Origin of the sequence: Streptomyces tailanensis (assembly GCF_008386495.1) — a bacterium.
In the GTDB taxonomy this organism is placed as follows: domain Bacteria; phylum Actinomycetota; class Actinomycetes; order Streptomycetales; family Streptomycetaceae; genus Streptomyces; species Streptomyces tailanensis.
The window spans coordinates 60,241-79,575 of sequence record NZ_VTHJ01000039.1; the positions used below are offsets into that span (position 1 = coordinate 60,241).

Sequence of the window (19,335 nt, forward strand, 5' to 3'; positions counted from 1 at the left end):
GGCGGTCGGGGTGGCTGGTGAGGCTGTTGATGGTGGGTGACGGCTGGTGTCGCGAAAGGCGTGAGGCATGCACCCGGACACCTGGCGGCAGCGCCTGTACCGCCTGGGCGCGCTCACCCCGCTGGAGCCGTTCCCGGAGGGCCGGGGGCGGGTCGCGGGCGAGCAGGACCGCGAGCGACTCCACCCCGGGCCGTCTCCCGCATCGCCGAGCGGCGGGGTCATGTTCTGGGGCGCCCCCGTCCCCATGGCGGGCATGGCCCCGATCGTCGCCGGCCAGATCCGGGTGGCCCCCGCCCACACCCCGGCCCACTTCCGCGGGCGCGGCTACGCGGCCGCCGTGACGGCCGAGGTGAGCCGAGCCACGCGTGCCGCGCGTGCCGTACGAGTTCTCGGGAGGCGGGCCTCTAGGCCCGGACTTCGCAGGTCACCCGATCGTGAAGATCAAGCGGTCGTAGCTGATCGCTAGCCGATCGGAACCGCAGCGGCGATAGCTGTCCCGGTCCGGCCCGGTCGAGATCGGACGCGGTGGGGCCGCTGCGGAGAACCTTTTCGGCGACCTGCGAAGTACGGGTCCAGGCCCGCTGAGCTGCGGGCTCCGGGCCCGCTGGTCCGTAGGCGGCGATTGGCAGCTCCGTCTCATCCGCACGCTTCGAACGCGGCGTGTCGAGCCGTATCGCTGAGACGGAACTGCCAATTACCGAGGGCCTACGGGGCCCGCCCGCCAAGGAGCTGCCGGCCCCGTCGCCTCAGTCCGTGTACTCGTCCGCCACAGTCAGCGCCGCGTCCAGGGCCGCCAAGCCCTCCTTCGCCTCCGCCTCCGTGATGTTGCACGGGGGGACGACGTGGGTGCGGTTCATGTTGACGAAGGGCCAGAGGCCGGAGGCCTTGGCGGCGGTGGCGAAGGCGAGCATGGGGGTGTTGGCCTCGCCGGACGCGTTGTAGGGGACGAGGGGTTCGCGGGTCTCCTTGTTCTTGACCAGGTCCAGGGCCCAGAACATGCCCACGCCTCGGACCTCGCCCACGGAGGGGTGGCGGTCGGTGAATTCGCGCAGGGTGGGGCCGATGAGCGTCGCGCCGAGGTCGGCCGCGTTCTGCACGACACCCTCCTCCGCCATCACGTTGATCGTCGCCACGGCGGCGGCGCAGGCCAGCGGGTGCCCGGAGTACGTCAGACCGCCCGGGTACGGGCGCTTGGCGAACGTCTCCGCGATGGCGCCGGAGATCGCGACGCCGCCCAGCGGGACGTAACCCGAGTTCACACCCTTCGCGAAGGTCATCAGGTCGGGGACCACGTCGAAGAGATCCGCCGCGAACCACTCACCGGTCCGGCCGAAGCCCGCCATGACCTCGTCGAGGATGAAGACGATGCCGTACTTGTCGCACAGGGCGCGTACGCCTGCCAGGTAGCCCGGCGGCGGGATCATGATGCCCGCCGTGCCGGGGATCGTCTCCAGGATGATCGCGGCGATGGTCCCCGGGCCCTCGAAGGCGATCGTCGTCTCCAGGTGCTCCAGTGCCCGGGCGCACTCCTGCTCCTCCGTCTCGGCGTAGAAACGGGAGCGGTAGAGGAACGGCGCCCAGAAGTGCACCACCCCGGCCGTACCGGCGTCGGAGGCCCAGCGGCGCGGGTCGCCGGTGAGATTCACGGCCTGCTGGGTGCCGCCGTGGTACGAGCGGTACGCGGAGAGGACCTTGGGGCGGCCGGTGTGCAGCCGGGCCATGCGGACGGCGTGCTCGACCGCGTCGGCGCCGCCGTTGGTGAAGAAGACCTTGTCCAGGTCGCCCGGCGTCCGCTCGGCGATCAGCCGGGCCGCCTCCGAGCGCGCCTCGACCGCGAACGCCGGCGCGAACGTCGTCATCGTCGCCGCCTGCTCCTGGATCGCGGCGACGACCTTCGGGTGCTGGTAGCCGATGTTCGTGTAGACGAGGCCGCTGGTGAAGTCGAGGTAGCGCCTGCCGTCGTAGTCCCAGAAGTGCGACCCCTCCGCACCGGCGACGGGGAGCGGGTCGATGAGTTCCTGCGCGGACCAGGAGTGGAAGACATGGGCTCGGTCCGCCGCCTTCACCGCGGCACCGACCTGGGGATTCGGCTGAGGGGTCATGAGGGTGAGGCTACGGGTGCGCGGGGCGGGCCCGGTATCGGCGACCTGTCTGCGGTCAGGGCGGGAACGCGACAGTGTGTCGCCCCCGGGCGGGAGAGCTCGGTTCAGTCGGTGTGGTGGCGGGTGCGGGTGGGTGGGGGCTTGTCGCGCCCACGCGGCGGAGCCGCACATCGACACAGCCCCGCGCCCCTGAAAAGCAGGGGCTGCGCCCCGTGCTTTTCAGCGGCCCGCAGGGCCGTTGTTTTTAGGGGCGCGGGGAACTGCGCGAGCAACCCAGTACAACCCGCACCCGCCATGCAAACCGCACCCCCCGAGCTCTCAGGCGAAGCGGGGTCGAAGGGGCGGCAGCCCCTGGGGGACGGGAATGGGTAGGGGCGGCGGGGGCGAGGAACGTCCGGCCGCTGCAATTGACAGCATGCTGACTAAATGGCAGCATGCTGTCAACAGGGGGACGCAGCTCAGGAGGAGTCATGAACGACATGAACGACAGCCGCAAGCCCGTCCACCTCGCCGTCTACGACACCTACGCCGACTGGGAGACCGGGCACACCACCGCCTGGCTGGCCCGCGCCGGGCATGAGATCCGTACGGTCGGGCCGAGCCCGGAGCCCGTGCGGACCATCGCCGGCGTGCGCATCCAGCCGGACCTGGCCCTCACGGACCTCCGGCCCGAGGACAGCTCGCTGCTGATCCTCACCGGCGCCGACCTCTGGGACGCCGGCGACGACCTCGCCCCCTTCGCCCGCAAGGCGCGCGAGTTCCTCGACGCCGGTGTCCCCGTCGCCGCGATCTGCGGAGCCACCGCCGGGCTCGCCCGGGAGGGGCTGCTGGACGATCGCGAGCACACCAGCGCGGTCCCCTTCTATCTGGCGGCCACCGGCTACGGCGGCGGCGATCGGTACGTCGACGCCGACGCCGTGACCGACGGGGGCGGCCTTCTCGTCACCGCCGGCCCCACCGAACCCGTCGCTTTCGCCCGCGAGGTCTTCCGGCTCCTCGGGGTCTACGAGGGCGAGGTCCTCGACGCCTGGTACCGCCTGTTCCACGACTCGGACCCGGAGGCGTACGCCGTACTGGAAGGGGCGGGCACGTGAGCGAAGAGCGGCAGGATCTGCTCAGCCGCACCGCGCTCGGTGTCTTCCGCCTCAACGGCCAATTCCTCTCCGTGGCGGAGGAGTTGGCGCGGCCGGCCGGGCTGACCGCCGCCTGGTGGCAGGTCCTCGGCGCGGTGCTGCGGGAGCCGCTGTCCGTCTCCGGGGTGGCCAGGGTCATGGGGATCACCCGGCAGAGCGTGCAGCGCGTGGCCGACCTGCTCGTCGAGCGCGGGCTCGCCGAGTACGTCCCGAACCCGGCCCACCGCCGCGCCAAGCTCCTCACCCCCACCCCGGACGGCCGCGCCGCGATCGCCCGGATCGACCCCGGCCACGCGGCCCTCGCCGACCGCCTCGCGGCGGCGCTGGGGGAGGAGGGCCTCGCGGAGACCGTACGGGTGCTGGAGCGGCTGTCGGCGGTGCTGGACGACCTCGCGACCGGGGCGACGGCTGTTACGGAACCGTAGACACCGCCCCACCCACCTGCCCGTAGGGCCGCACTACGATCGGTCCGTTGTGCACGCAAGTGCGTGCAAGTGGGGGAGAGTACGGGAAGACGGGGGACGGCGGCCATGGAGAAGCTCGGGCCGGGGGATCCGCAGAAGATCGGGGCGTACCGGCTGCTCGCGCGGCTGGGCGCCGGCGGGATGGGGAACGTGTACCTGGCCCGGTCCGACCGCGGCCGTACCGTCGCCGTCAAGCTCGTACGGCAGGAGCTGGCCGAGCAGGAGGAGTTCCGGGCCCGCTTCCGGCAGGAGGTGCAGGCCGCGCGGCAGGTGGGCGGGTACTGGACCGCGCCGGTGCTGGACGCGGACACCGAGGCCCGCATCCCTTGGGTGGCCACCGGTTACGTCGCCGGGCCGTCCCTCCAGGCCGTGGTCGGGCGGGACCACGGTGCGCTGCCCGAGCGGTCGGTTCGGATCCTCGCGGCCGGGCTGGCCCACGCGCTTCAGGACATCCACGCCGCCGGGCTCATCCACCGCGACCTCAAGCCGTCCAACGTGCTGGTGACCATCGACGGCCCGCGCGTCATCGACTTCGGCATCGTGCGGGCGCTGGAGACCGTCACGGACGGCGGGCTCACCCGCACCGGCGCGATCATCGGCTCGCCCGGCTTCATGGCCCCCGAACAGGTGCGCGGCGACCGGATCACCCCGGCGTGCGACGTCTTCTGTCTTGGCTCGATCCTCGCGTACGCCGCCACCGGCAACCTGCCCTTCGGCGCCGCCAACTCCGGTGTGCACGCGCTGATGTTCCGCATCGCGCAGGAGGAACCCGACCTGACGGGACTGCCCGAGGGGATCGCCGACCTCGTACGGGGCTGTCTGCGCAAGGACCCCGCCGCCCGGCCGACGCTGGGGCAGATCCTGCAGCGGATCGGGGCCGAGGACACGGTCGTCGCGGGACGCTCGCGCGACCCCTGGCTGCCGAGCGCCCTGGTGGCCCAACTGGGGCGCCATGCGGTGCGGTTGCTCGACACGGAGGATCCGGAGGAGCCGGGGGGAGCGGCGGGGGAGGCTGAGCAGGGGGCGCCCCTGGCCCAGGCGGCTGGTGCGGCTGCGGCGGCTGCGGGAGGCCCGGCGGCGGGCGGTCAGGCCGGGGCGCCCGACCTCCTCACCAAGCGGCCGCCCTCCGGCGCGCCCCCGACCCCGGCCGGGGCCCCGTCCTCGGCTCCGCCCGCGTTCCCGCCCGGCGCCCCCGCGTCCCCGTACGCCGGGCACCCGGCGCCGTCCCAGCCGCCGGGCCACCCGTCGCCGTACACCGGCCCCGAGGCCCCGCCCGAGCATGCCGCCGCCGCGCCCGAGGGGGGTGCCGTACCGCCGCCGGGTGCGCCGGGCGGCGGGGCGCCGCTGGACCGGATGCCGACGCAGATCGCGGGGGCGGGCGCCCCGACGCCCCCGCCCGCCCCGCCCGGGCCCGCCGGGTACGGCTACCCGCAGCAGCACCCGCAGCAGCTTCCCCAGCCGCCCGCCGGGTACGGCTATCCGCAGGGCGCGCCGCAGGGCCCGTACGGTTCGCCGCACGGTCAGGCGCCCTACGGTCAAGCCCCGTACGGCCAGGCACCCGGAGCCGCCCCCGGCTCGACCCTGCCGTACGGAGCGGCCCCCGTGGCCCCCGTATACGCTCCCGGCGCTCAGCCCGAACCTCCACACAGAAACAACCGCTCCACCGTCCTCCTCGTCATCGTCGCCCTGGTCGTGGCGCTCGGCGCGGGCGGATCGGTGTACGCGCTGATGAAGCAGGGCGACGACGGCGGCACGGAGGACGACGCGAAGAACGGGCCGACGACCAGCGCGCCCGAGACGCCCGGGCCGACGACTCCGGAGCCGTCCGACCCGGCGACCTCGCCGGACCCCACCACCGAGTCACCCGACGCGGGCACGATCCCCGAGGGGTTCCTCGGCACCTGGAGCGCCACCGTCGACGGCTCCGCGGGCGCGGACACCCGTGAACTCGTCATCGAGCAGGGCGAGGTCGGCGACACCGTGCTTTCCCTCACGGCGGACGGGCCGCTCGAAGGGGGCGGCACGTACCACTGCGTGTTCGAGGCGGCGCTGACGGAGGAACCGGCCGACGGCGGCCCCCTCCGGATCGGCCCCTCGACCGTCACCGTCGGCGAACCGCCTGCCTCCTGTACCCCGGGCGCCGCCACCACGGTCACCCTCCAGCCCGACGGAACGCTGCGCCGCGTCGACGCGACGGGCAAGTCGCTGACGTACACCAAGGACGGCTGAGCCGCGGGCCCCGAAGCCGACCCGACCCCAGGCGGCCCGAAGCCGACTGAACTCCCGCTGAACTTCCGGCGTCGTATCCGGAATGTCCCCTCCCGACGCCGTACCGTGTCTCCGCTCGACTGCGCAGCGTGAGGCTCGGGGGAGTGGTCAATGTGCAGGATTGGCTGAGCGCGGAGAACGTGGTGGCGGTGGCGACCGCCGTGGTCGGTGTCGTGGCGTCCGCCATGATGGTCTGGTACGAGCGCCGGGTGCCGCGGCGCAAGCGGATCGGCTACCGCGTGCAGATGGACAACCCGATCGGCCACGACGTGCGTTCGGGGCGCGCGAACGTCCGGCTCGGGCTGTTCGACGAGGCTCCGGACATGTCCGACGCGACGCTGGTGCTGCTGCGCGTCGAGAACGACGGTTCGCAGAGCATCGCCGACAACGACTACACGGGGCGTGAACTCCACGGCCTCACCGCGGTGTTCAGCGGCCGCGTCATCCGTGGCGTGTCCGTCACCCAGCCGCCCGGCACCGACCATCTGATGGACCACTTCACCCCGTCCGCCGGCTTCGGCTACCGCGACGGCGTGCTCCGCATCCCCCGCGTCCCGCTCAACCGCGGCGACCACTTCAAGCTGCTCGTCCTCCTCTCCGGCGGCGACGTCGACAGCCCGATACGGCTCATCGGCGGCATCCGCGACGGCGAGGTCCACCCCAACCGCAGCGCGACCCCCGACGAGAAGCCGCCGATGTTCAGCCGCGCGGCCCGCCTCATCACCGTGCTGCTCACGCTCTGCGTGATCGCCCTGGCCGCGATCATCGTCGTACGGGACGACACCCCGCCGCCCATCGAGTGCGCGACGGGCGAGCTGACGCTGACCGGGTCGACCGCGTTCGCGCCGGTCATGCGGGGACTCGCGGAGGAGTACGAGAAGGACTGCGCGGGCGCCGAGATCAAGGTGGACGCGCGCGGCAGTTCGGCGGGCGTGGGCGAACTCGCCGCCCTGGGCGCCGCCCGGGAGAAGAAGGGCTCCCCGGCCGTCATCGCGTTCTCCGACGGCCCGAGCACGAGCGCCGACCCCGAACTCGTCGGCCACCGGGTGGCGCTCTCCGTCTTCACCCTCGTCGTCAACGACGGCATCCGGCCGCGCGGCGAGAGCCTGACCCTCGACGACGTACGCCGCATCTACCGGGGCGAGATCACCCGCTGGCGACAGCTAGACCCGTCCCTCCCCGACATCCCCGTCGTCCTCGTCAGCCGCGACGCCGACTCCGGCACCCGGCAGGTCTTCCAGCGGACCGTGCTGAACGGCTGGGAACAGGTGGCCAGCACCTCGCTCGACTGCCGCCGGGACGACCTCTCGACCGCCTCCGTCACCCGCTGCGAACTCGACTCCACCGACCAGGTCCTCGCCAAGGTCGCCGAGATCCCCGGCGCCATCGGCTACAGCGAGCTCAACCTCACCACCGGCCGCGCGGGCCTGCGCCGCCTGGCCCTCGACGGCCACGAGGCCTCCGTGGAGGCCCTGGAGAAGGGCGACGACACCTACCCCTACTACGGCGCCGAGTACGCCTACACCTACCGCCGCCCACCCGCCAACTCCCTCGCCGACAGCTTCCTCGCCCACGCCCGCCGAGGCACCGCCCAGAGCGTGATCCGCGGCCACGGCCACGTCCCGTGCGAGACGGCGACGGGGGCGAGGCTGTGCGACGAGAGGGCGCGGACCGACGAGAACGGCTGACTCCCCCAGGGGCGGCTGCCCCTTCGACCCCGCTTCGCGTGAGAGCTCGGGGGGTGCGGTTTGTATGGCGGGTGCGGGTTGTGCTGGGTTGCTCGCGCAGTTCCCCGCGCCCCTGAAAGAACGGCCCTGCGGGCCCCTGAAAAGACTGGGGCGCAGCCCCGTCTTTTCAGGGGCGCGGGGCTGTGTCGATGTGCGGCTCCGCCGCGCGGGCGCGACAAGCCCCCACCCACCCGCACACGGCGCAGGGGGTTGAAGGGGCGCAGCCCCTACCGAAACGCCCCCGGCGGTCGTTACCGAGCTTCCGGCGGCCGCTGACGCGGCATGTTCGCCCGCGCCGCCGCCCCCGGCAACATGGACAACCGCCCGCCCGACCCCCCCTCGGGCCGCGCCACGGACGCCCCGTTCTGGATGCCGAGCGGCGTCGCGCCCCCGGTCGTCCGAAACTCCAGCATCCAGTCCGCCGTCTCCGCCCGCACCAACTCCGTCACGTCCTCACAGAACCGCCGCAGCACACCGAGACACCGCTCAGCCGCCTCCCCGGCCGTCCCCTCCGTCGGCCCGAGCACCTCCCGCGCACTCTCCGACGCCCAGTCGAACTGCAGCACCTGAAGCCGCCGCTGCACCGCCTGCGCCGTAGCCACATCCCTCATCCACCCGGACGTGACCCCGAAGAACCGATCCACCGCCACGCACGCCGCACACGACAGCAGCGCGAGATACCCCCAGGGAGCCGCCCCGCCGATCACCCCGGTGAGGTCGAGCAACGGCAGCGCTGCCCCGACCAGCGCCCCCGCCGCCGCCCCGACCCGCAGCACCCGCGCCCCCAGCCGTTTCCACACCCGGTCCGCGAGATACCACGCGGCGGTCTCCAGCGCCGCCCGCTCGACCCACCGGTACAATTCGTCGAGCCGCTCCGCAGGCGCCCCCCAGTCCCCGTGCGGAAACGGCCGCCCGGCCAGATTCCCCGCCCACGGCCCGCCCTCCGCCGTCCACGGCTCCGCCCACAGCCCGGTCCCCTCACCGCGCCCATCACCGCGCCCGTCGTGCGGACCCCCGTCGGGCTGCATCTCCGGCTGGCTCACCCGGCACTCCCTACTGACGACGCTGCTGACGACAGTGCGAGACGCACGTACACGTGTGTACGCGTACACACGGCGCTGACGCGCTGTCGTCACGGCCGGACCCTTCCTACCCTCCAATGGGTGGTGAACACCCCGTTTTCGCCGCTTTTCCCCCTGGAAGGTCCCCTTGATCAGGTATACGAATCCCCGCCGACTCGCTCGAAAGAGTGACGGAGCACGGCCCGGGCCGACCACGTAGGCTCGTGGGCGACCACAAGTACGACCGCGTACGACTGCAAGACCGCAAGACCGCAAGACTTATGACGGACGAGGGAGAGGGAGCCGATCGTGATCCCCGGTGGTGGCCAGCCCAACATGCAGCAGCTGCTCCAGCAGGCCCAGAAGATGCAGCAGGACCTGGCGAGGGCGCAGGAGGAGCTCGCGCACACGGAGGTCGACGGTCAGGCGGGTGGCGGCCTGGTGAAGGCCACCGTCACCGGCTCCGGCGAACTGCGCGCCCTGAAGATCGACCCCAAGGCGGTGGACCCGGAGGACACCGAGACTCTCGCCGACCTGATCGTCGCGGCCGTCCAGGCGGCGAACGAGAACGCCCAGACTCTCCAGCAGCAGAAGCTGGGCCCCCTCGCCCAGGGCCTCGGCGGCGGTGGCATGGGCATCCCCGGCCTCCCCTTCTGAGCCCCGCCCGCCCCCTGAACACCCTCAGAGCCCGTATCCGAGCCCCCGCTGAGCCCATCCGTGCCCCGTACCGCCTTCCTCCGACCGGCGGCGGCCGACTACGGTACGTACGGAAAGACACCAGGAAGGACGGCAGTCCGTGTACGAAGGCGTGGTCCAGGACCTCATCGACGAACTGGGGCGGCTGCCCGGCGTCGGTCCCAAGAGCGCGCAGCGGATCGCCTTCCACATCCTGCAGGCGGAGCCGACGGACGTACGGCGCCTCGCGCAGGCCCTCCTCGAAGTGAAGGCGAAGGTCCGCTTCTGCGCGACCTGCGGCAACGTGGCGCAGGAGGAGCTGTGCAACATCTGCCGCGACACCCGCCGCGACCCGTCGGTGATCTGCGTGGTGGAGGAGCCGAAGGACGTGGTGGCGATCGAGCGCACCCGCGAGTTCCGGGGCCGCTACCACGTCCTGGGCGGCGCGATCAGCCCGATCGAGGGCGTAGGCCCTGACGACCTGCGTATACGGGAACTTCTCGCGCGGTTGGCCGACGGGACGGTCACGGAGCTGATCCTGGCCACCGACCCGAACCTGGAGGGCGAGGCCACGGCCACGTATCTCGCCCGAATGATCAAACCCATGGGCCTCAAGGTCACCCGCCTGGCCAGCGGCCTCCCGGTGGGCGGCGACCTGGAATACGCGGACGAGGTGACCCTCGGCCGCGCCTTCGAGGGGAGACGACTCCTAGATGTCTGACGCCACGCTGCACGCGACCGGCCACGGTCCGGACGACTTCGCGGTCCAGATCGCGGACCAGATCGAGAGCTTCCTGGTCGCCGTCACCGAGGTGGCCAAGGGCGACGAGCCGGACTCGGCCGTCCCCTTCCTCCTCCTGGAGGTGTCCCAGCTCCTCCTGGCCGGCGGCCGCCTCGGCGCGCACGAGGACATCGTGCCGGACGAGCGCTACGAGCCCGACCCGGGCCCCGAGCCGGACGTCGACGAGCTGCGCGAACGCCTGGCCAGGATGCTCGAGCCGGTCGACGTCTACTCCGAGGTCTTCGACCCCTACGAGCCCCGCAAGGCGCCCGTCCCGGCCCGTATCTCCGACGACCTCGCCGACGTCATCACCGACCTCCGCCACGGCATGGCCCACTACCGCGCCGGCCGCCACACCGAGGCCCTGTGGTGGTGGCAGTTCTCCTACTTCTCCAACTGGGGCTCCACAGCCTCGGCCACCCTGCGCGCCCTCCAGTCCCTGGTGGCGCATGTGAGGCTGAACCAGCCCCTCGCCGAACTCGACGGCCTCGACACCGACCAGCCGATGATGGGCGACGAAACCCTGGAGTTCGAGGCCGGCAAGGTCATGGCAGAGGAGATCGCGGGCCCGCTGGGTTTGCGGAGCACCAAATGACGCGGTACGACCTGCCCCGCTGTCACTCGATGAGCTGAAGATATAAGGATTTGCTTTTGCTGTTGTCCGGCCTAGGCTGGGCTACGGAGCATGAACTGGGAGATCAATCTCCATCCGTCGGTGGAGTCGTGGTTGCTCAAGCTTGCGGAGGAGGACCCGGCATCGGCGGACCTCGTCGAAGCGGCGGTCGACAAGCTCGCGGAGAGTGGCCCCGCGTTGGGACGCCCGCTGGTCGACAGACTGACCGGCGGCCGTACACACAACCTCAAGGAACTACGGCCGGGCAGCTCGGGGCGGACCGAGATCCGCGTACTGTTCGTCTTCGACCCCAGACGGCAGGCGATTCTGCTGGTCGCCGGAGACAAGGCCGGACGCTGGAGTGCCTGGTACCGAGAGGCGATCCCGCTCGCGGAGGCTCGCTACGACGAGTATCTGGCCACTGTGGACGAGGCAGGAGAGGACGGGACCATCCGATGAGCCGATACAGCAGCTGGACCGAGGTCAAGCGGCAGATGCGGGAGGCCCGCCCCGAGGTGTCCGACGCGGAGTGGGAGCAGCGCAAACAGGTCGCACGCGCGTCCACGGAGGCGTACGTCCTGGGACACCACCTGAGAGAGATCCGCGAGGAGCAAGGGCTGACTCAGGCGCAGGTGGCCGAGTCGGTGGGCATCTCCCAGGCGCGCGTCTCCCAGATCGAGCGGGGCGAGATCCACAACCTCGAAACCATGCGCGCCTACGCGACCGCGCTCGGTGCGAGGATCACTGTGACGATCGAGTACGGGGACCGGAGGGTCGGGGCGGCCTGACTTGGCAGATCGCTGCTGAGCCGTTTCAACTCCACTGGATTTCCCGCAAGTTGACCCAGGTGTTCACAGGCCACTGAAAAGTGTGAGTACCGGCGGTAGCGTAGGCGCCATCGTACGTACGTGTCCCGCACCCCCGCCCGCCCTCGACAAGGATCCGGACCCGCCGACGTGACCGTCCTCCTGCTCCTTCTCATCGCCGTGGCCCTGACCGCCGCCGTGCTGGGCCCCCGTGCCCTGCTGAAGGCGGGGTGGCCCGAGCGGGAACCCGTGGTGGCGTTGTGGGCGTGGCAGTGCTTGGTGGCGGCGGCGCTGCTCAGCTGCCTGGCGGCGCTGGTGCTGGGGGCGGCGGCGGTGTTCGAGACGGTCAGGACGCACGCCTTCGCACCCGCCCCGGCCGCCGTGACCGACGCGTACGACCTGACGGCCGCGCCGCCCTGGACGGCCGTACTGACGCTGCTGCTGGCCTGCGGGGCCGCGTGGAGCGGGGCGATGCTGGTACGGGAGCTGGTGGAGGCGCGGCGTCGCCGTCACATCCGCCGGGCCCACCTGCGTGAACGCGCCCCCGACCTCCCGGCGGGCCTCCCACGGGCCCAAGGCCCCCTCCTCGTCCTGGAGGACGAGTACCCGGACGCCTGGCTGATGCCGGGCGCGCCACCCCAACTGGTCGTCACCACCGGCGCGTTGGGCAAACTCACCGACCGCCAACTGGACGCCGTACTCGCCCACGAACTCGGCCACGCCCGCGCCCGCCACGACTGGCTGCTGAACCTCTCCACCGCCCTCGCCACGGGCTTCCCGCGCATCCCTCTCTTCGCCCACTTCGCCGACCAGACCCACCGCCTCGTCGAACTCGCCGCCGACGACACGGCCTCACGCCGCTGCGGTCACCTCACCACGGCCTTGGCGTTGATCGAACTCAACCAGCACCGGGGCGTGTTGACCTGCGCCAACACCCGCCACCTCCTCAGCGACCGGGTCGAGCGCCTCCTGGAGCCCCCGCCCCGCCTGGACCGGGCCCACCGCGCGGCGACCACGACCGCCGCCGCCCTCCTCGCCCTACTCCCGCTGCTCATCGCGTTCGCCCCGGCGCTGGGGACGCTGTAACCGACGGTTCCTGGACGACGTTCTGGACGTCGACGATGGCGTCGAGCAGCAATTCGGGCGCCACGTACGGAGTTTCACGCGTCGGCTTGGACCGCCAGCGCAGGGGCCAGGTGTTTCCCTCCAGGGCCGGGACGCCGACGAACGTGACGGTACGGAATTTCGTTACCCCGAAGCGGTGCACGCCCAGCGGCCAGTCGTGTCTGTGCACCGAGCCCGGCCGCAACAGGAAGTACACCCACCGGCCCCCGGTCATCTCGTACACGATCGGTCCGGCGTCCCCGCCCGCCGCGTCGACGAGCCCCCGCGCGACCAACTGGCCGCGCCCGTCCTCGATCCGTACGGCGTCGAAGTGCACGCCGATCACACACAGCCGGTGTCCTGACTCCGGTACCCAGTGGGGCCGGTGAATTGCGTTCGTCATGGTCACACCGTGGCGATGTGCGGGCTACGCTCGGTAGTGACTGAGGTGATACACGCCGGTGTGTATCGGTCGGAGGTGCGCGCTGTGTCGGGCCAGTACAACTCCCACTCCCACTCCCACTCCAACTCCCAACCGCCGGTCGCCTGGCGCTACGGCGGCAACCAGATGAAACGCTGGCGCACGAAGGCGAACGTCAGCCGGGAGGAGCTGGCGGTGGCCTCCAACTACTCGCCGGACACGATCAAGTCGATGGAGCAGGGGGTGCGGATGCCGACCCCGCGTGCGCTGGATGTGGCGGACCAGTTGTGCGGGGCGGAGGGGTTGCTGAGTTCGGCCAAGGAGTACTTGCAGAGGGAGAAGTTCCCGGCGCGGGCGCAGGACTTCATGCTGCGGGAGCGGGAGGCGATCAGTCGGTGGTCGTACGAAGTTGCGTTGGTTCCGGGGTTGTTGCAGACCGAGGAGTACGCGCGAGCGCTCATCGAGAACCGACTCCCGCCTCTGGACGAGGACACGGTGGAGGAGCGGATCGCGGCCCGGATGGAGAGGCAGGCCATCCTGACCGAACGCAAACCGCCGGTGGCCTTCAGTTTCGTGATCTACGAGGCGGTCCTGCGTGCCCCACAGGTAGACACCGAGCAACTGCACCGACTGTTGGAGGCGTTGCGGCTGCGCAACGTCGTATTGCAGGTGCTCCCTTTCGAACGGGTTATCAGCGACGCGCTCATGGGGCCGATGGTGTTGCTGGAGACCGGCGACCACGAGCGGTTCGCCTTCACAGAAGGGCCGTTCGTCAGTGAACTGTCAGCCGATCCGAGTGTTGTCAGCCGTGTGAGCGAGCGGCTTAACATGATCCGCGCGCAGGCTCTCAGCCCCGCTGAATCGGCCCGTTTCATCGAGCGGATGGTGGATCGTGATGAGTGAGCAACTGGCGTGGTTCAAGTCGAGTTACAGCGACAACGAGGGCGGCGACTGCGTCGAAGTCGCCTTCCGTGACCCTGGGTTGACGGCGGTCCGCATACGCGACTCCAAGAACCCCACAGGTCCCACCCTCACCCTCGGTGCCCCCGCCTGGAAGGCCTTCGTTTCCGCAGGTCAGCCCGGAGCTTGAGCCCCGGGACCCGAGCCCCGAGACCCGAGCTCTTCCCATGGGTTTCCTGGGTTCTGGGATGGTTGAAAACCAACCCAACCAACCAACCCTGAACGTGAGTTGAGGCGGCGTGCCCCGAAAGGGTGACGTTCCGTGATCGGCTTGCTTCGGAAGGTAAAGCCGCTCTAGGTTCGCGGCAAACGACCAAATCGTTCGGCCCCGGTCGGTGCGCCAACACCGGCTCCGGGGCCTGGACACAGATCGAATTACGAGGCTTCGATCGTGGCTTGCGCCTACCCTAGTCCTGCCCTCCCCTCCCCGTCCCACCCCATGGCCAAAACGGGGTACGGAAAGCGCTCCGCAGGTGACGAAGACCCGCACGCGGACCCGGACTTCGCACATCTGAGCCCCCGTGACGCCGAGATCGCCGTCTTCATCGACCATCTCGAAGACGGTCATGCCATGGGCCACAAGGTGATCGCGGCGGAACACCCTCGCTACGGCCAACAGGCCGTGCGTACGTCGGCGGGCCGTATCACTCTCGCCGGCCATCTCCGCTGGATCAAGGAGCACATCACCGTCGAGGACGGGTCGATGAGGTGGGTGACGCGGACGTACTGGTCGCGGACGCGCAGGTCGGTGGAGTGGTGGGCGAACTTCGCACGGGAGCGCCACGGCAAGGACGTGACCGAGCACTACCAGTCGGGGCTTGCCCGGGTCGAGACGGCAAGCGAGGAGGAATCGGCTCCGGAGGCCCAGCCTGCTCAGCCCGCCGAGCCCGACGGCGCGGATGAGACGGCAGCCGCCCCCGAGCCGGAGCCCAGCACCGCCTACCAGACCCTCGCCGAACTCCGTTCCGCCGACCCCCGTATGCCGCTGTCCGACGCCGACTGCCATTCCCTCGAATCCCTCGTCACGCAGTGGCTGTCGCGCGGTGCGACGCCGCACGACGTCACCAAGGCCTTGACCGACGGGCTGCCGTCCGACGTCACCAACCCGGGCGGACTCGCCCGCAACCGATTGGAGAAGAAGATGCCCCCGATGCGCCCTGCGAAGGCCAAGATCCGGCAGAAGGCTGCCCGCCGCGCTCGTATCAGCCGCGTGATCACGGCCTGCGGTCTGTGCGACGCCGACGAGCGGACGGTGGAGATCGTGAACGGGCTGTGCCGCGAATGCCTCGCGGAGTGCGAATCGGAGGGACCGCTGCCGGTGTACACGCCGGTCCCAGAGGCGTTCCTCCCCGCCCAGCGCGACGGCGACGGCCGCCTACTGGGAGCAGACGAGGTCGTGGACGTCACCGCCCGCGTGGAGGAACTGCGCCGTGCGGCGGGGTTGGGGCGCTGGAAGTGACGCGGTCCATGGACGCCTCGGATTCCAACGGCTCCGAAGAGGACGTCCTGCTGTCCGTCGCCCTCGGCGCAGATCTCACCGCCCGCCTGCGGGTACGCGCCGAGGTCGACCGTCGGTCCGTCGATGCCGTGGTCGCGGACGCGGTGGAGGAGTACCTCGCCACTCACCCGAACCACGAGCAGGTACGCGCCGCCGGACTCGCGGCCATGCGGGAGTACCAGGCGGAGCACGGGCCCTTCACCGAGGAGGAGCTCGCGGCGGCCGACGCCCGGATCGACCGGCTCATGGGGCACGGAGACGACGAGCGGGCCGGCTCCCCTGGAGATCCACTGGACGGGAGGGACGTATGAGCGTGCAGGACGCGCCGGTCAGGGCACCATGGAGTCGAGGAGGCGACGCCATGACCCCCAGGACCGAGCACCGGCCGCAGATGTCCGTCGAGGAGTTCGAGGAGCTGGAACGCCATGCCCCGGAGACCGTGTGGCTGGAGTTCATCAACGGGAAGGTCGTGGTCAAGCCCATGGCAGACGGCAACCACTGCGAGATCATCGCGTGGCTGCAACGAGTGTGCATGCAGCATCGCCCCGATCTGTGGTTGCACGCGGAGAGCGGTCTGAAGACGGAGCGCTACCGCAAAGGCCGTGCCCGCGCCGATGGGGTGCTCGTCCGGGTGGGGGGACTCAAGGGTCAGGGTGAGTGGTCCGAAGCCGAGGGAGCTCTCATGGCGGTAGAAGTCACGTCCTACGACTCCGACACCCACCAGCGCGACCGTGTCGAGAAGCCCGACGGCTACGCGGCCGCCGGTATTCCCGTCTACCTCCTCATCGACCGGGACGACTGCTCGGTCGTCGTGTTCAACCAGCCGGAGAATGGCCGATATCGACACGAGGAGAAGCTGCCGTTCGGGGCAGCCGTCAAGCTCCCGGACCCTGTGAACATCACCCTGGACACCGAACCCCTCAAGGAGTTCTTCGACTGACGGGCGGCGTCATGTGGTGGTCGAGCCCGGCGTCTGCTGGGCTCGACCACGAGCTGGGTTACGCCCGCGCGCGCCACGACTGGAGGAAGTCGAGGAGGGCGGCGGTGAGTTCGGCGGGGGCGTCCTCCTGGACGAGGTGGCCCGCCCCGGCGATCGGCTCGAACCGCGCGCCCGGGATACGGTCGGCCAACTCCCGCCCCTTCGCCATGGGGATCCAGGTGTCGTCCTCGCCCCAGCACACCAGCGTCGGGACGCCGATCTCGCCGTACCGCTCCTGGATCTCGTCGGTGTGGGCCTGGTCCGCCTGGGCGATCTGCCGGTAGAAGGCGGGCTGACCGTGCTCACCGAGCCAGGGCTGGACGAGGCGTTCGAGCACCGCCGGGTGCAGCCCCGGGCTGCTGGCCGAGCCGACGTACTCCCGCACCAGGGCCCGGTGCAGCGCGGGCGGCAACCGCTCGAACACCTTGGCGTGTTCACCGAGCAGCCGGAAGGAAGGGGAACCCCACGGAGCCAGCGCCACCGGATCGACGAGCGCGAGCGCGCGATAACGGGCCCCGTGCAACAGACGCGCCCGCAGCGACACGGCACCACCGAAGTCGTGCGCCACGACCAGGGGCTCCGCCAGCCCCCAGTGCGCCAGCAACTCGCTGAACACCAGCCCCTGGGCGGCGAGGGACACATCCTGCTCGCCGTACATCTCGGACGCCCCGTAACCAGGCATGTCCCACACGAACACCTGATACCCCCGGGCGACGAGCGCCCGCGCGATCCCCCGCCAGACGTACGAGGAGAAGGGCGTGCCATGGAGGAGGACCACGGGATCTCTCTCGGCTTCCCCGAGCCTTCCCCAGCGGACGCCACCCGACGCCGTACTGCGGAATGTCTCGGTCAGCGGCAGTCCGCTCGTGTCCGCGTTGCTCACGTCCGTGTTCCTTTCTGCGTCGCTCACGTCCGCTTTCCCTTCTCTCTCGGTCCGGTCAGATGCCGAACGGCGCGGCGTAGCGAACTGTGCCGCCGGGCAGTGGGCGGGACGGGTCGAGGGTGAGGGCCATCAGGGCCTCGTCCGGGACGTCGATGGTCACCCCGATGCCGTGTGCGGAGGCGCGGGTGAAGCCGAACCGCGGGTAGTACGGCGGGTGTCCGAGGACGACGGCGAAGTGCTCGCCGATGTCCTTGGCCGCCCGCAGCGCGGCGCGGACGGCCGCGGATCCGGCGCCCGTCCGCTGGTACTCGGGAATTACGGCGACGGGGCCAAGGCACAACGCCGGGGCGTCGTCGATGTGGCAGCGGGTGAGGAGGGCGTGCCCCACGAGCCTGCCGTCCTTCGTCGCGGCGACGATGGACAGGCCGTCGATCCAGGCGGAGGCATCGCCGCGCAGGGCCTCGACGAGGTCGGCCTCCAACGGGGTGTCGAAGGCCGCCAGATCGATCTCACGGATGGCGGGGATGTCGGCGTCGGTCTCGGCACGGGTGATCCAGTCGGTGCGAAGGCTCATGACGGCAGGATGGCTTGAGCCGTCGGTCAATTCGAGCGAGTATTTGCCGACGGGCTTCGGGCCCGGGAACCGCCGGCGTTTTCGAACGAGGGGGAAGACGCGCGAACGAGGAAGCGGGGGAGACGACCGGGGAGCGTTCCGTGGCGGCGCCGGGGGAGCGGTCGGTCGCTGCGGGGCGGGACATCGGCCAGGTGGCCACCGGTGATTTCGTCACCCAGGTCGAGCGGGCGACCGTACTTCCCGCGGAGGCGCTCGCCCTCGGGCCGGTCACGGAGGCGGTGCGGTACCTGCCCGAACGTACGGCTCAGTTCGTCGGCCGTGAACGCGAACTGCTGCTGCTGGACGAGGCGTTCGACAACCCGGGCGGCGTTGTCGTCCACGCCCTGCACGGTCTCGGCGGCGTCGGTAAATCCACCCTGGCGGCACACTGGGCCGTCGGCCGCACCGCCGCCCTCAACCCGGTCTGGTGGATCACCGCCGGGTCGAGGGCCCACCTCGAGGCGGGCCTCGCCGACCTCGGCCGTGATCGATGATGCATCGCGTGTGCTCGGGGACACGTGGCTCACCGGAATGCTGAGCGCGATGGTCTCCGGACTCACCCCCGACGACGCCTCCTGACCCCCTCCAAAAGACGTTGTACGAACCTTGCCCCAGGCCTGTACGTCCGCTGCACGGCCCCTAACCGGCGTCACGCGAATCTGGAGTCACTTCCACCGCAGAGAACGCGGAGGCAGTAACACCCCAACCTCGCACGGGAGATCGCGATGACCCGCAAGAACCGCATACGCGCCGCCATCGTCACCGCCACCGCCATCGTCACCGCGGGTACGGTGACCGCCGGAGTCAGCATGGCCGGCGCCGAGGCCGCGTCGAAGAAGCCGTCCAAGAAGGAGATCGCGGCGCTCTTCGACGGCTGGAACAAGACGCTGCAGACCGGCGACTCGAAGAAGATGGCGGACCGGTACGCGAAGGACGCGGTGCTTCTGCCGACCCTGTCGAACAAGGTCCGCACCGACCGCGCCGGCATCGTCGACTACTTCAACCACTTCCTGGAGAACAAGCCCAAGGGCAAGAAGATCCAGACGATCATCAACGTGCTGGACAGCAACTCGGCGCTCGACGCGGGCGTGTACCAGTTCACGCTCACCGACAAGAAGACCGGCAAGAAGAGCGTCGTCAAGGCCCGCTACACGTACGAGTACGAGAAGCGGAACGGTGTGTGGAAGATCGTCAACCACCACTCGTCCGCGATGCCCGAGGGCTGAGCCCCAGCCACCGGTCGCCAC

General features: G+C 70.8%; 23 protein-coding genes. 18 read left to right on the plus strand and 5 right to left on the minus strand.

Going from position 1 to position 19,335, the window contains the following annotated elements; genetic code table 11:
• Nucleotides 1-67: 67 nt before the first annotated feature.
• Nucleotides 68-466 carry a hypothetical protein gene (locus tag F3T56_RS28205; RefSeq protein WP_149828179.1) on the plus strand — a complete coding sequence of 133 codons (399 nt, stop codon included), beginning with the start codon at nucleotides 68-70 and terminating at the stop codon, nucleotides 464-466.
• Nucleotides 467-746: 280 nt separating this feature from the next.
• On the opposite strand, the gene F3T56_RS28210 is transcribed toward F3T56_RS28205, so the two are convergent.
• Nucleotides 747-2,102 (minus strand): aspartate aminotransferase family protein, encoded by a 1,356-nt coding sequence (locus F3T56_RS28210; protein WP_149828180.1) that lies wholly within the window; start codon nucleotides 2,100-2,102, stop codon nucleotides 747-749.
• A gap of 470 nt (nucleotides 2,103-2,572) precedes the next feature.
• Between F3T56_RS28210 and F3T56_RS28215 the strand changes: the two genes are divergently transcribed.
• The 4 genes from F3T56_RS28215 (at nucleotide 2,573) to F3T56_RS28230 (ending at nucleotide 7,655) form a co-directional block, all read left to right on the plus strand.
• A complete protein-coding gene (locus F3T56_RS28215) occupies nucleotides 2,573-3,196 on the plus strand; it encodes a DJ-1/PfpI family protein (protein ID WP_425473634.1) in 624 nt (207 codons plus the stop codon).
• The gene (locus F3T56_RS28220; RefSeq protein ID WP_149828181.1) at nucleotides 3,193-3,660 is read left to right on the plus strand and encodes a MarR family winged helix-turn-helix transcriptional regulator; all 468 of its coding nucleotides are present in this window, start codon (nucleotides 3,193-3,195) and stop codon (nucleotides 3,658-3,660) included. Before F3T56_RS28215 ends, F3T56_RS28220 begins: the two co-directional genes overlap by 4 nt.
• A 105-nt stretch (nucleotides 3,661-3,765) precedes the next feature.
• Nucleotides 3,766-5,928: a serine/threonine-protein kinase gene (locus F3T56_RS28225; protein ID WP_149828182.1), complete on the plus strand. Its 2,163-nt coding sequence runs from the start codon at nucleotides 3,766-3,768 to the stop codon at nucleotides 5,926-5,928.
• A gap of 152 nt (nucleotides 5,929-6,080) precedes the next feature.
• Nucleotides 6,081-7,655: a PstS family phosphate ABC transporter substrate-binding protein gene (locus F3T56_RS28230; RefSeq protein WP_246203944.1), complete on the plus strand. Its 1,575-nt coding sequence runs from the start codon at nucleotides 6,081-6,083 to the stop codon at nucleotides 7,653-7,655.
• A 290-nt stretch (nucleotides 7,656-7,945) separates the two neighbouring features.
• Here F3T56_RS28230 and F3T56_RS28235 read toward each other — a convergent pair whose 3' ends face one another.
• Nucleotides 7,946-8,737 (minus strand): SLATT domain-containing protein, encoded by a 792-nt coding sequence (locus F3T56_RS28235; RefSeq protein ID WP_149828183.1) that lies wholly within the window; start codon nucleotides 8,735-8,737, stop codon nucleotides 7,946-7,948.
• A gap of 327 nt (nucleotides 8,738-9,064) precedes the next feature.
• Between F3T56_RS28235 and F3T56_RS28240 the strand changes: the two genes are divergently transcribed.
• The 6 genes from F3T56_RS28240 (at nucleotide 9,065) to F3T56_RS28265 (ending at nucleotide 12,716) form a co-directional block, all read left to right on the plus strand.
• Complete coding sequence (locus tag F3T56_RS28240) at nucleotides 9,065-9,412, plus strand: YbaB/EbfC family nucleoid-associated protein (protein ID WP_149828184.1); 348 nt, start codon at nucleotides 9,065-9,067, stop codon at nucleotides 9,410-9,412.
• A 139-nt stretch (nucleotides 9,413-9,551) separates the two neighbouring features.
• Nucleotides 9,552-10,151, plus strand: a complete 600-nt coding sequence (recR, locus tag F3T56_RS28245) for a recombination mediator RecR (protein WP_149828185.1) — start codon at nucleotides 9,552-9,554, stop codon at nucleotides 10,149-10,151.
• Entirely contained in the window at nucleotides 10,144-10,806 is a 663-nt protein-coding gene (locus F3T56_RS28250; protein WP_149828186.1) for a DUF5063 domain-containing protein, read from the plus strand. The genes recR and F3T56_RS28250 overlap by 8 nt, the downstream gene beginning before the upstream one ends.
• Nucleotides 10,807-10,896: 90 nt before the next feature.
• Nucleotides 10,897-11,283, plus strand: a complete 387-nt coding sequence (locus F3T56_RS28255) for a type II toxin-antitoxin system RelE/ParE family toxin (RefSeq protein ID WP_149828187.1) — start codon at nucleotides 10,897-10,899, stop codon at nucleotides 11,281-11,283.
• Complete coding sequence (locus F3T56_RS28260) at nucleotides 11,280-11,612, plus strand: helix-turn-helix domain-containing protein (RefSeq protein ID WP_149828188.1); 333 nt, start codon at nucleotides 11,280-11,282, stop codon at nucleotides 11,610-11,612. The genes F3T56_RS28255 and F3T56_RS28260 overlap by 4 nt, the downstream gene beginning before the upstream one ends.
• Before the next feature lie 168 nt (nucleotides 11,613-11,780).
• Nucleotides 11,781-12,716, plus strand: coding sequence for a M56 family metallopeptidase (locus F3T56_RS28265; RefSeq protein WP_149828218.1), 936 nt, complete (start codon nucleotides 11,781-11,783; stop codon nucleotides 12,714-12,716).
• On the opposite strand, the gene F3T56_RS28270 is transcribed toward F3T56_RS28265, so the two are convergent.
• Entirely contained in the window at nucleotides 12,682-13,137 is a 456-nt protein-coding gene (locus F3T56_RS28270; RefSeq protein WP_246203946.1) for a hypothetical protein, read from the minus strand. The genes F3T56_RS28265 and F3T56_RS28270 overlap by 35 nt on opposite strands.
• An 84-nt stretch (nucleotides 13,138-13,221) precedes the next feature.
• Between F3T56_RS28270 and F3T56_RS28275 the strand changes: the two genes are divergently transcribed.
• From F3T56_RS28275 to F3T56_RS28295, 5 genes are all read left to right on the plus strand, one after another.
• Nucleotides 13,222-14,058, plus strand: a complete 837-nt coding sequence (locus tag F3T56_RS28275; RefSeq protein WP_425473635.1) for a helix-turn-helix domain-containing protein — start codon at nucleotides 13,222-13,224, stop codon at nucleotides 14,056-14,058.
• A complete protein-coding gene (locus F3T56_RS28280; RefSeq protein ID WP_172639174.1) occupies nucleotides 14,051-14,245 on the plus strand; it encodes a DUF397 domain-containing protein in 195 nt (64 codons plus the stop codon). The genes F3T56_RS28275 and F3T56_RS28280 overlap by 8 nt, the downstream gene beginning before the upstream one ends.
• Nucleotides 14,246-14,554: 309 nt before the next feature.
• The gene (locus F3T56_RS28285; RefSeq protein WP_149828191.1) at nucleotides 14,555-15,574 is read left to right on the plus strand and encodes a hypothetical protein; all 1,020 of its coding nucleotides are present in this window, start codon (nucleotides 14,555-14,557) and stop codon (nucleotides 15,572-15,574) included.
• Between the two features lie 8 nt (nucleotides 15,575-15,582).
• Nucleotides 15,583-15,924 (plus strand): hypothetical protein, encoded by a 342-nt coding sequence (locus F3T56_RS28290; RefSeq protein WP_149828192.1) that lies wholly within the window; start codon nucleotides 15,583-15,585, stop codon nucleotides 15,922-15,924.
• Between the two features lie 50 nt (nucleotides 15,925-15,974).
• Nucleotides 15,975-16,553, plus strand: coding sequence for a Uma2 family endonuclease (locus F3T56_RS28295; RefSeq protein WP_149828193.1), 579 nt, complete (start codon nucleotides 15,975-15,977; stop codon nucleotides 16,551-16,553).
• A 58-nt stretch (nucleotides 16,554-16,611) separates the two neighbouring features.
• Here the strand turns inward: F3T56_RS28295 and F3T56_RS28300 are convergent, their stop codons facing one another.
• Together F3T56_RS28300 and F3T56_RS28305 are read right to left on the minus strand one after the other, a co-directional pair.
• Nucleotides 16,612-17,475, minus strand: coding sequence for an alpha/beta fold hydrolase (locus F3T56_RS28300; protein WP_246203948.1), 864 nt, complete (start codon nucleotides 17,473-17,475; stop codon nucleotides 16,612-16,614).
• 55 nt (nucleotides 17,476-17,530) lie between these two features.
• A complete protein-coding gene (locus F3T56_RS28305; RefSeq protein WP_149828194.1) occupies nucleotides 17,531-18,049 on the minus strand; it encodes a GNAT family N-acetyltransferase in 519 nt (172 codons plus the stop codon).
• Between the two features lie 140 nt (nucleotides 18,050-18,189).
• Between F3T56_RS28305 and F3T56_RS28310 the strand changes: the two genes are divergently transcribed.
• On the plus strand, nucleotides 18,190-18,582 hold the full coding sequence (locus F3T56_RS28310; RefSeq protein WP_149828195.1) for an ATP-binding protein: 393 nt from the start codon (nucleotides 18,190-18,192) through the stop codon (nucleotides 18,580-18,582).
• Nucleotides 18,583-18,813: 231 nt separating this feature from the next.
• Nucleotides 18,814-19,314 (plus strand): SgcJ/EcaC family oxidoreductase, encoded by a 501-nt coding sequence (locus F3T56_RS28315; RefSeq protein ID WP_149828196.1) that lies wholly within the window; start codon nucleotides 18,814-18,816, stop codon nucleotides 19,312-19,314.
• Nucleotides 19,315-19,335 lie beyond the last annotated feature (21 nt).